7 protein-coding genes are annotated in these 10,274 nt (G+C 71.9%); 4 read left to right on the forward strand and 3 right to left on the reverse strand.

Annotated elements, in window-relative coordinates; genetic code table 11:
- Positions 1 to 62 precede the first annotated feature (62 nt).
- Positions 63 to 911 carry an SDR family NAD(P)-dependent oxidoreductase gene (locus VFN12_RS06305; protein ID WP_325117762.1) on the reverse strand — a complete coding sequence of 283 codons (849 nt, stop codon included), beginning with the start codon at positions 909 to 911 and terminating at the stop codon, positions 63 to 65.
- The gene (locus tag VFN12_RS06310; protein WP_325117763.1) at positions 908 to 2,458 is read right to left on the reverse strand and encodes an NAD(P)/FAD-dependent oxidoreductase; all 1,551 of its coding nucleotides are present in this window, start codon (positions 2,456 to 2,458) and stop codon (positions 908 to 910) included. Before VFN12_RS06310 ends, VFN12_RS06305 begins: the two co-directional genes overlap by 4 nt.
- Positions 2,459 to 2,498: 40 nt before the next feature.
- Between VFN12_RS06310 and VFN12_RS06315 the strand changes: the two genes are divergently transcribed.
- The 4 genes from VFN12_RS06315 (at position 2,499) to VFN12_RS06330 (ending at position 9,095) form a co-directional block, all read left to right on the forward strand.
- Positions 2,499 to 3,116, forward strand: coding sequence for a TetR/AcrR family transcriptional regulator (locus VFN12_RS06315; protein ID WP_325117764.1), 618 nt, complete (start codon positions 2,499 to 2,501; stop codon positions 3,114 to 3,116).
- Between the two features lie 8 nt (positions 3,117 to 3,124).
- Positions 3,125 to 6,937, forward strand: coding sequence for an ATP-dependent RNA helicase HrpA (gene hrpA, locus VFN12_RS06320; RefSeq protein ID WP_325117765.1), 3,813 nt, complete (start codon positions 3,125 to 3,127; stop codon positions 6,935 to 6,937).
- Between the two features lie 4 nt (positions 6,938 to 6,941).
- Positions 6,942 to 7,538 (forward strand): hypothetical protein, encoded by a 597-nt coding sequence (locus tag VFN12_RS06325; RefSeq protein ID WP_325117767.1) that lies wholly within the window; start codon positions 6,942 to 6,944, stop codon positions 7,536 to 7,538.
- Between the two features lie 237 nt (positions 7,539 to 7,775).
- Positions 7,776 to 9,095, forward strand: a complete 1,320-nt coding sequence (locus VFN12_RS06330; RefSeq protein ID WP_325117769.1) for an ABC transporter substrate-binding protein — start codon at positions 7,776 to 7,778, stop codon at positions 9,093 to 9,095.
- A gap of 6 nt (positions 9,096 to 9,101) precedes the next feature.
- Here VFN12_RS06330 and VFN12_RS06335 read toward each other — a convergent pair.
- Positions 9,102 to 10,274: ribonuclease D (locus tag VFN12_RS06335; RefSeq protein WP_325117770.1), on the reverse strand; the 1,173-nt coding region annotated here is incomplete at its 5' end.

The following is a 10,274-nucleotide window of genomic DNA, read 5'->3' on the forward strand; positions in this document are numbered from 1 at the left end:
CCCACTTGGTCATCTCGCAGCGGACCGTCGTGCCGGACGTGAGGCTCACGCCGTCGTTTGTATCACCGCTTGGGCGGGACGACGCGCGTGGAGGCGCGGGCGAAGAGGTCCTGGTAGCGCGAGCCGACCAGCTTGGCGAAGGTGTGGATCGCGTGGGCGTCGATGCCGACCAGGACCCGCGCCCGGTCGGACGTGACGCCCTTGAGGATGATCCGCGCCGCCTTGTCGGGCGACATCCGCGCGAGCTTCTTCTCGAACAGCTCGTCGATCGCGGCGGCGTCCTGGCTGGCGGTCTTGCGGCCGTGCCGCGAGATGCCCGTCTTGATGCCGCCGGGGTGGACACAGGTGACCCCCACCGGGTGGCCGGCGACCAGCATCTCCTCGCGGAGCGCCTCGGTGAAGCCGCGGACGGCGTACTTCGAGGCGTTGTACGACGACTGGCCGGGCATGCTGATCAGCCCGAACAACGAGGAGATGTTGACGACGTGGCCGTCGCCGGAGGCGATCAGGTGCGGCAGGAACTCCTTGGTGCCGGTGACCACGCCCCAGAAGTTGATGCCCATGATCCAGTCCCACTGGTCGTAGGTCATCTCCTCGAACTCGCCGGTCATGGTGACACCGGCGTTGTTGACCACCACGTTGACCCGGCCGAAGTGCTCGGCCACCTCGGCGGCGTACGTCGCGAAGGCCGCCCGGTCCGCGACGTCGAGCCGGTCGGAGCGCACCTCGCGGGCGCCCTGCCCCCGAATCGACAAGTTCTTGACCAGGTCGACCGTCTCGGCCAGCCCGGCCTCGTCGATGTCGGAGATCGCGAGCAGCGCACCGTGGCCGGCGGCCTCGACGGCCAGCGAGCGGCCGATGCCGGAGCCCGCGCCGGTGATCACGACGACCTTGTCGGTGAGCGTCTTCATGCGAGGCTTTCCTTCCGGTTGTCGGTGGGCACCGCGTCGTGTGCGTCGCGCGCGGCCGTCACGGTGTAGGCGGCCACGTCGAACCTGGCCAGCAGCTCGCGGAACTTGAACGTGGTGCGCGGCCACAGCACGGTGTTGCGGCCGTGCTCGTCGAGGTACCAGCTGGAGCAGCCGCCGGTGTTCCAGACCGTGCGCTTCATCCGGCGCTGGATGTCGTCGTTCCACCGCTGCTGCGCGGCGGGGGTCGGCTCGACCGTGGCGTAGGCGTTGCGCCGCATGGTCCGGATGGCCTCGCGGATGTAGGCGACCTGGGACTCGATGATCAGCACCATGCTCGAGTGGCCGAGGCCGGTGTTGGGCCCGACGATGAAGAACAGGTTCGGGAAGCCGTGCACGGTGGTGCCCTTGTAGCCGGCCATCCCCGACTCGCGCCAGATGTCGGCCAGCGAGCGGCCCTCCCGGCCCCGGATCTGCTCGGCGATCGGCAGGTCCGTGGTGTGGAAGCCGGTGGCGACGACGAGCACGTCGATGGGTCGCTCCACGCCGTCGGCGGTCACGACGGCGTTGCCGGTCACCTTGGCGATCGGCTCGGTCACCAGGTCGACGTTGTCGGAGTCGAGGGCGGGGTAGTAGTCGTTGGAGATCAGGATCCGCTTGCAGCCGATCTCGAAGGTGGGGGTGACCTTCTCCCGCAGCTGCGGGTCGGAGATGCCCTTGGCGAGGTTGGCCAGGGCGAGCTTCTTGGCCGGCGCCGCCAGCTTGGGCTGCACCGTGAAGCCCGGGACGTAGGTCTCGCGGCCCCAGTAGATGGCGCGGCGGTAGAGCTTCTGGACGGCGGGGAACCGCCGGAACAGCTGCCGCTCGATGCGGGTGTACTTCCGGTCGTTGCGCGGCAGGACGTAGGGAGCGGTGCGCTGGTAGACGTCGAGGTGGTCGACGACCTTCTGCAGCTCGGGAACGATCTGGATCGACGAGGCGCCGGTGCCGATCACCGCGACCCGCTTGCCGGCGAGGTCGACGTCGTGGTTCCAGCGGGCGGAGTGGAAGATCTCTCCCTGGAAGGTCTCGATGCCGTCGATCGCGGGCAGCCGCGGGGCGGACAGGCCGCCGGCACCGGAGATGAGGGTGGTCGAGGTGACCGTGCCAGCGGTGGTCTCCACCCTCCAGCACTGGGCTTCGTCGTCCCAGTCGGCCGAGAGCAGCTCGGTGCCGAAGGCGAACCGGTCGAGCACCCCGGACTCGCGTGCGACCCGCTGGAGGTAGGCCTGGATCTCCGGCTGGGGGGAGAACGACATCGACCAGTCGGGGTTGGGTGCGAAGGAGAAGGAGTAGAGCTGGCTGGGCACGTCGCAGGCGGCGCCGGGGTAGGTGTTGTCGCGCCAGGTGCCGCCGACGTCGGAGCCCTTCTCGATCACGAGGAAGTCGGTCTCGCCGTCCTCCCGGAGCTTGATCGCGGTGCAGAGGCCGGCGAACCCCGCTCCGATGACCAGGTGGTCCACGTGTCCGGCTATCTTGGGTCCATCGATCTTGGGTCCGTTGATCGGCATGCCGCCACGCTATTGGCGTTATTGAACAGGTGTCAATAGAATGCCGCCCGTGACGACAGACACATCCGCCCGGGGACCGCGCACCCGGCTCGCCCCGGACCAGCGGCGCACCCAGCTGCTCGACCTGGGCGTCAGCCTGCTCGCCACCCGCTCGCTCGACGAGCTCACGATCGACGTGCTGGCGGAGGAGGCCGGGATCTCCCGGGGTCTGCTCTACCACTACTTCGGCAACAAGCACGACTTCCGTGAGGCCGTCGTACGCCGGGCGGTCGCGGACCTCGTCGTGCAGACGGCCCCGCCGGAGGGAGGCGAGCCCCTGGAGCGGCTGCTGGCGTCCGTGGCTGCCTACGTCGACTACGTGGTGGCCAACTACCAGGGCTACGTCTCCATCGTCCGTGGCGCCGCCGGCGGCAACGAGACCATGCGCCAGGTCTACGAGGAGACCCGGGCGGCGCTGACCGACCGGATCTTCACCGAGGACGCGCAGGGGGAGATCATCCCGGACACGCCGGCCGCCCGGCTGATGGTCCGGGGCTGGTCGGCGATGGGCGAGGAGATGGTGCTGACCTGGGTCACCGATCCTCGGGGCGTCACCCGTGACCAGCTCCTCGAGGCGCTGGCCGCCTCGCTGCCGGCCCTGGTCGACCTGCTCCACTGAGTGTCGACGTGAAGATCTCCTACCCGCCCCAGCTGCCGGTCAGCGCCCGCCGCGAGGACCTCGCGGCGGCGATCCGGGACCACCAGGTCGTCATCGTGGCCGGCGAGACCGGCTCCGGCAAGACCACCCAGCTGCCCAAGATCTGCCTCGAGCTGGGCCGGGGCAAGGACCGCCTGATCGGGCACACCCAGCCGCGCCGGATCGCCGCCCGGTCGGTCGCCGAGCGGATCGCCGAGGAGATGGGAACGGGACTCGGCGAGCTGGTGGGCTACCAGGTGCGGTTCACCGACTCCACCTCCCCGGCGACCCGGCTGAAGGTGATGACCGACGGCATCCTGCTGGCCGAGCTGCAGCGCGACCGGCAGCTGCGCCGCTACGACACGATCATCATCGACGAGGCGCACGAGCGGAGCCTCAACATCGACTTCCTGCTCGGCTACCTCAAGCGGCTGCTGCCGCGGCGGCCCGACCTCAAGCTGATCATCACCTCCGCCACGATTGACCCGGAGCGGTTCGCCGCCCACTTCGCCGGCCGCGACGGCAGGCCCGCCCCGATCATCGAGGTCTCCGGTCGGACCTTCCCGGTCGAGGTGCGCTACCGCCCCCTGATCGAGGAGCCCGAGGAGGACGCGGAGGGGGAGGCCGTCGTCCGCGACCAGACCGAGGCGATCGTCGAGGCGGTCAGGGAGCTCTGCAACGAGGGCCCGGGCGACATCCTCGTGTTCCTCCCCGGCGAGCGGGAGATCCGCGACACCGCCGACGTGCTCGACGGGCTCGGACTCAGGAACCCGCTCGAGGTGGTGCCGCTCTACTCCCGGCTCTCGGCCGCCGAGCAGCACCGGGTGTTCCAGCCGCACGGCGGCCGGAGGGTCGTGCTCGCGACGAATGTCGCCGAGACCTCGCTGACAGTCCCCGGCATCCGCTACGTCGTCGACACCGGGGTCGCGCGGATCTCGCGGTACTCCGCGCGGACCAAGGTGCAACGGCTGCCGATCGAGCCGATCAGCCAGGCCTCGGCCAACCAGAGATCCGGTCGCTGCGGCCGGGTCGAGGCGGGCATCGCCGTCCGGCTCTACTCCGAGGAGGACTACGAGGCCCGGCCCGAGTTCACCGACCCGGAGATCCTGCGGACCAACCTCGCCAGCGTCGTGCTGCAGATGACGTCGCTCGGGCTCGGTGACGTCTCCCGCTTCCCGTTCGTCGAGCCGCCCGACCGGCGCAACGTGACGGCCGGCGTCCAGCTCCTCGAGGAGCTCGGGGCGCTGGGGGGCGGGGCGACGCACGACCGCCGCCTCACCCGTCTCGGCAAGCGCCTCGCCCGGCTGCCGATCGACCCGCGGCTGGGGCGGATGGTCCTCGAGGCGGAGCGCCTCGGGTGCCTGCGCGACGTACTCGTCATCACCGCGGCCCTCTCCCTGCAGGACCCCCGCGAGCGTCCCGCCGAGCTCCAGGCCCAGGCCGACCAGGCCCATGCGCGGTTCCGGGACGACACCTCCGACTTCCTCACCTGGCTCAACCTGTGGCGCTACCTGCGTGAGCAGCAGCGCGAGCTGTCCAGCAGCGCCTTCCGCCGGATGTGCAAGCGGGAGTTCCTCAACTACCTGCGGGTGCGGGAGTGGCAGAGCTTCGAGTCGCAGCTGCGGCAGGTGTGCCGCGAGATGCGGGTCCAGGTCGGCCAGCCCTCCGACCAGCCCGACGCCGACGGCATCCACCAGGCGCTGCTCTCCGGGCTGCTCAGCCACATCGGCTCGCTGGAGGAGCGCGACCGGGGCAAGCGCGGGCCGAGGGAGTACCTCGGGGCCCGCGGCGCGAGGTTCGCGATCTTCCCCGGCAGCGGTCTGCACCGCAAGAACCCGCAGTTCCTGATGGCCGGGGAGCTGGTGGAGACGGGCCGGCTCTGGGCGCGCCAGAACGCCGCGATCAGGCCGGAGTGGGCCGAACGCCTCGGCGCCCACCTGGTCAAGCGCACCTACTCCGAGCCGCACTGGTCGAAGAAGCGGGCGGCCGTGATGGCCCGCGAGCGGGTCACGTTGTACGGCGTCCCGCTGGTCGCCGACCGCCTCGTCAGCTACGGGAAGGTCGACCCCACGGTGAGCCGCGAGCTGTTCATCCGGCACGCCCTCGTCCAGGGCGAGTGGGACACCCGGCACACGTTCCTGGCGACCAACCGGGCCCTGCTCGAGGAGGCCGAGGAGCTGGAGCACCGCGCCCGCCGGCGCGGCATCGTGGTCGACGAGCACACCCTCTTCGACTTCTACGACGCGCGCGTGGGCGCCGAGGCCGTCAGCGGTGCCCACTTCGACACCTGGTGGAAGCGGGAACGCCGGGAGCGTCCGGACCTGCTGACCCTCGACCGGGAGATGCTCACCCAGGACAGCGCGGATGAGATCCGCGAGGCCGACTACCCGCGCACCTGGCAGTCCAGCCTCGTTGGATCAGACGGGGCGGAGGGACTGACCTTCTCGATCGGCTACCACTTCGAGCCGGGCGCGGAGGACGACGGGATCACCATCGACGTCCCGGTGGCCACGCTGAACCGGGTGTCGTCGGAGGACTTCTCCTGGAACGTCCCCGGCCTGCGCGAGGAGCTGGTCACCTCCCTGATCCGCAGCCTGCCCAAGCAGCTGCGGGTGAACTTCGTGCCCGCACCGAACCGGGCCCGCGAGTTCCTGGCCGCGGTGCCGGCGGGCGACGAGCCGCTGCTCGACGCACTCGAGCGCCACCTGCGCGCCACGACCGGCGTGGTCGTGCCGCGGGACGCGTGGGACTGGTCGAAGGTGCCACCGCACCTGCAGCCCACCTACCGGGTCGTGGACGACACCGGCGCCGAGCGGGCGCGGGGCAAGGACCTCGACGCCCTCAAGGAGCCGTTGCGGCCGTCGTTCGCGCAGGCGATGGCCGACGTCGCGGCGGACAGCGGGCGCTCCCGCACGGGCGAGACCGAGTGGGTGTTCGGCACGCTCGAGGAGTCCTTCACCCAGCGGCGCGCGGGCCACGAGGTGCGCGGCTACCCGGCACTCGTCGACGAGGGCAGGACGGTCGGGCTGGGGGTCTTCGGGTCCGAGGCGGAGGCCGCCGCCCGACACCGTCTGGGCGTACGACGGCTGCTCGTGCTCAGCGCCCCGACGTCGGCCGGCGACCTGACCGGTGACCTCACGGACCGGGAGAAGCTCGGCCTGGCGGGGTCGCCGTACCCCACGGTGGCCGAGCTCCTGGACGACGTGCACGCCGCGCAGGCCCAGGAGGTGGTGGACGCACGTCCACCGGTGCGCGACGAGGCGGCGTTCGGGCAGCTGGTCGCCGCCGCGGCCGAGGGCCGCCAGGAGCGGCTCCGGGCGGTGCTGGCCGACGTGCTCCGCGTGCTGGAGGCGTGGCGGCACACCGACAAGGTGCTCGCGGGGCGTGCCCAGCTGGCGACGCTGCCGGCGTTGACCGACATGAAGGGCCAGCTCGGCCGGCTCGTCCACCGTGGTTTCGTCGGTGAGGCCGGCGCGGCCCAGCTGCGGCGCTACCCGACGTACCTCGCGGCCATCGACCAGCGGCGCTCGCAGCTCGACGGCCAGGTCGCCCGCGACCGGCAGCTGATGGACCAGGTGGCCGACCTGCAGGAGGCCTACCTCCACCAGGTCGAGGCGCTCCCGGAGGGCCGACCGCCCGACGCCAACCTGCGGCGGGTCCGGTGGATGCTGGAGGAGTACCGCGTGTCCCTGTGGGCCCAGCAGCTCGGGACGGCGTACCCGGTGAGCGACCAGCGGATCCGCAAGGCGCTGGCGGCAACCGGGCCGACCGGTCCCGCCGCTGCGCCCGGCGTGGCAGGCTGAGTCCGTGACCGAGCGCGCACACCACCGGCCCATGACGACGGGGGCGAGCTTCTTCGACGCCGTGGCCGGTGGCACCGACCCCGCCGAGGTCAGCGCGGCCGCCGACCGGGCGGCCACCCTCCTGGTGCGGGGGGCCCGACGGTCCGGCGACGCGGAGGTGGCCGACCGGCTGATCCACCTCGCCGACAGCGAGGGCATCGAGACCATCGCCGAGGTCTGGTCGGGCTCCCCGGCCAACACGCTGGCCGGGTGCCTGTGGCGGCTCTACCTGCTCCGGTCCTGGGTCTACTCCGACCCCGCCGGGGTGGCGGCCGAGTTCGAGGCCGGCCGGGTGCGCGCCCCGGTCGCCCGGGTCGTCGCCGGTGTCGCCGACCCGCCTGGGCCCGATGAGCTGAAGTGGATGGTCGACCAGGTGCTGCGCGGCATCGCCGAACGGGACTTCGCCGACGTCCTCTTCCGCGCGGCGGCCTTCGCCCGGGTGGTGGCCACGGGCCGGGCGGAGCTGCCCGAGCCGACCGAGACCGGCATCGCCCGACTGCTGGGACTGGCCGAGCAGCTCGAGGCCGCCGGTCACCTCGAGCTGAAGAACTCGCTCGCCTGACCCGACATCCACTCGTCGGGCCTCATCTCTGGGCTTCCTCGTCTACACTCACTCACGTGTGCCGGGCCGCGGCAGCCCCGGGTCCCAGATTCAGCCGCTGCGAGCGGCCACGCGCCGTGAGGCGCTCCCGGTCCGGCACACAATTACTCCCCGATAGAGTCGTGCGGGGTAGCTGCCGGTCATGGAGAGGGGATCGCGGTGTCGTCGCGTGCCACGGCCGGTAGGGCACGCCGCCGCGTGACGATCGCCCTGTGCGTGGCAGTGATGCTGGCCCTCGCCGCCTGCGAGTCCGACGGAGGGCCCCCGCGGCCCGCGCCCGCGACCAAGGCGCCGAAGGAGCCCGTGTCGCTGACCCTGGGGGTCAACGGTCCCCGCGACGAGCTCGCGGCCCACACCGCGGTGGCGGAGAGCTTCGACTCGCTCTACGACCCGGCGGTGGTCGAGGTCAAGCACTGGGCCTCCAGCGCCAAGATGATGTCGGCGATCGAGGACGGCGCGAAGGTGCCCGACGTCTTCCTCGTGAACCGCGACGACCTGGCCACCCTGCAGGAGCAGCGGCTCATCCAGCCCGTCGACGCACTGCTCGACGCCCGCGGGGTGGACTTCGGCGACGGGTACTCCCGGGACGCGCTGCAGGCGTTCAGCGCCGACGACCGGCTCCAGTGCATGCCGTACGGCATCTCGCCGATGGTCATCTTCTACAACACCAAGCTGGTCGACTTCGACCGGATGGAGGCCCGCGGCCTGCTCTTCCCGGCGCAGCGGGAGGCCTGGACCCTCGAGATGTTCACCGCGGCCGCCCAGTTCGCCAGCCGGCCGCCCGGGGCCAAGGGCGTTCACATCGAGCCGGGGGTGCGCACCTTCGCGCCCTTCGTCTACTCCGGCGGTGGCCAGGTCTTCGACGACGAGGATGCCCCGACGTCCCTGGCCTTCGCCGACGGCGACAGTGCCGAGGCGATCGAGCGCATGCTCGAGGTGCTCCGTCGCCCCCAGCTGACGCTGGGCCCCGGGCAGCTCGCCGAACGCACGCCGCTCGAGTGGTTCACGCAGGGGCAGCTCGGCATGATGGCCGGCTACCGACAGCTGGTGCCCAAGCTGCGCCAGGTCCACGGGCTCGACTTCGACGTGATCTCGATGCCGATCCTGGACGGCCTCGCGACCAGCGGCGACATCACCGGCCTGTGCCTGTCGGCGCGCGCCGCGAGCACCCCTGCTGCAGCCGACCTGATGGTCGACGTCCTCAGCACGCCCTCGGTCGAGCGGGTGGTGAGGGCTGGCTACCTGGTGCCGGCCAACAGCGAGGTCGCGCTGTCGGAGGAGTTCCTCCAGCCCGGTCGGCTTCCCGAGCACTCGAGCGTCTTCAACAGCAGCGTCCGGGGCATCCAGATCTCGCCCCTGCTGTCGGTGTGGCCAGAGCTCGAGCAGGCAGTCGCGCCCGCACTGAACCAGCTGGTGCAGGTCCCGGTGCTCGACGACCTCCAGGAGCGCCTGACGGACATCGACGAGCAGAGCCGCAGCGTCCTGGAGTCCGACACCGCCACGCCCTCGGAGGACTGAGTCGGGTCAGGCGGTCGGACCGTCGGGTGTGTCCGTCGGATCGGCAGCAGGGGGCTCCGGCTCCGGCTCCTCGTCGCCGGAGACGATCGCCGAGACCAGCACCGGCGTCGCCAGCTCGATCTGCCACGGCCGCGCGCCGTACCCGGCGAGCTGCTCCCGGACGGCCTCGGTGAGCTGGTCGGGCTCCCGTGTCGTGGGCGGCGTCCACAGGGTGCGCCGGAGGTGGTCGGGGGTGAGCAGGTTCTCGACCGGCAGGTCGAGCTCCTGCGCGAGGCTGGTCATCGCCGGCCGGGCCAGGCCGAGCCGCCGGGCGGCGACGGGGTCGCGCTCGGCCCAGGCCCGTGGCGTCGGTGGGCCGTCGGTGCGCGGGGAACGCTTCGGCAGGTCGCTCTCGGGCATCTCGAGGGCGGAGGTGATGGCGGCGACCCAGCGGTTGGCGTAGCGCTCGGCGCCGCGGCCGTGGAAGCCCTTGGTGCCCAGCAGCGTCGCCTTGTCCGGCGGCAGGGCGTGCGCGGCGCTGATGATCGCGGAGTCCGGCAGGATCCGGCCGGGCGTCACGTCGCGCCGGGCGGCGATCTCGTCGCGGGTCTCCCAGAGGGCACGGACGGCGGCCAGCCCACGGCGGCCGCGCACCTTGTGCAGGCCCGAGGTACGCCGCCACGGCTCGACCCGCGGCGCCGTCACGAAGCCCCGGACGAAGTCGAACTCCTGGCGCGCCCACTCGGTCTTGCCGGCCGCCTCCAGCTCGGCCACCTGCGCCTCGCGGAGCTCGACGAGCGGCTCGACGTCGAGCGCGGCGTACTCCAGCCAGGGCTCGGGCAGCGGCCGGGTCGACCAGTCGACGGCGGAGTGCTCCTTGGCCAGCCTTTGGCCCAGCACTGTCTCCACCAGCGTGGCCAGCCCGACCCGCGGGTATCCGAGCAGGCGACCCGCCAGCTCGGTGTCGAACAGTCGGGTCGGCCGCAGACCCACCTCGGCCAGGCAGGGCAGGTCCTGGGTGGCGGCGTGCAGGATCCACTCGGTGTCGCGCAGGGACTCCTGGAGGAGGTCGAGGGAGTCGAAGGGGATCGGGTCGATCAGCCAGGTCCCCGCGCCCTCGCGCCGGACCTGCACCAGGTAGGCGCGGCTGGAGTAGCGGTAGCCGGAGGCCCGCTCGGCGTCGATCGCCACGGGACCCGA

The sequence above is a fragment of the Nocardioides sp. genome (assembly GCF_035703625.1).
GTDB lineage: Bacteria > Actinomycetota > Actinomycetes > Propionibacteriales > Nocardioidaceae > Nocardioides.

Excerpts from the sequence above, each read along its gene's own strand:
- VFN12_RS06310 (WP_325117763.1), bottom strand. The coding sequence starts at position 2,458 with ATGCCGATCAACGGACCCAAGATCGATGGACCCAAGATAGCCGGACAC.
- VFN12_RS06305 (WP_325117762.1), bottom strand. The coding sequence starts at position 911 with ATGAAGACGCTCACCGACAAGGTCGTCGTGATCACCGGCGCGGGCTCC.
- VFN12_RS06315 (WP_325117764.1), top strand. The coding sequence starts at position 2,499 with ATGCCGCCCGTGACGACAGACACATCCGCCCGGGGACCGCGCACCCGG.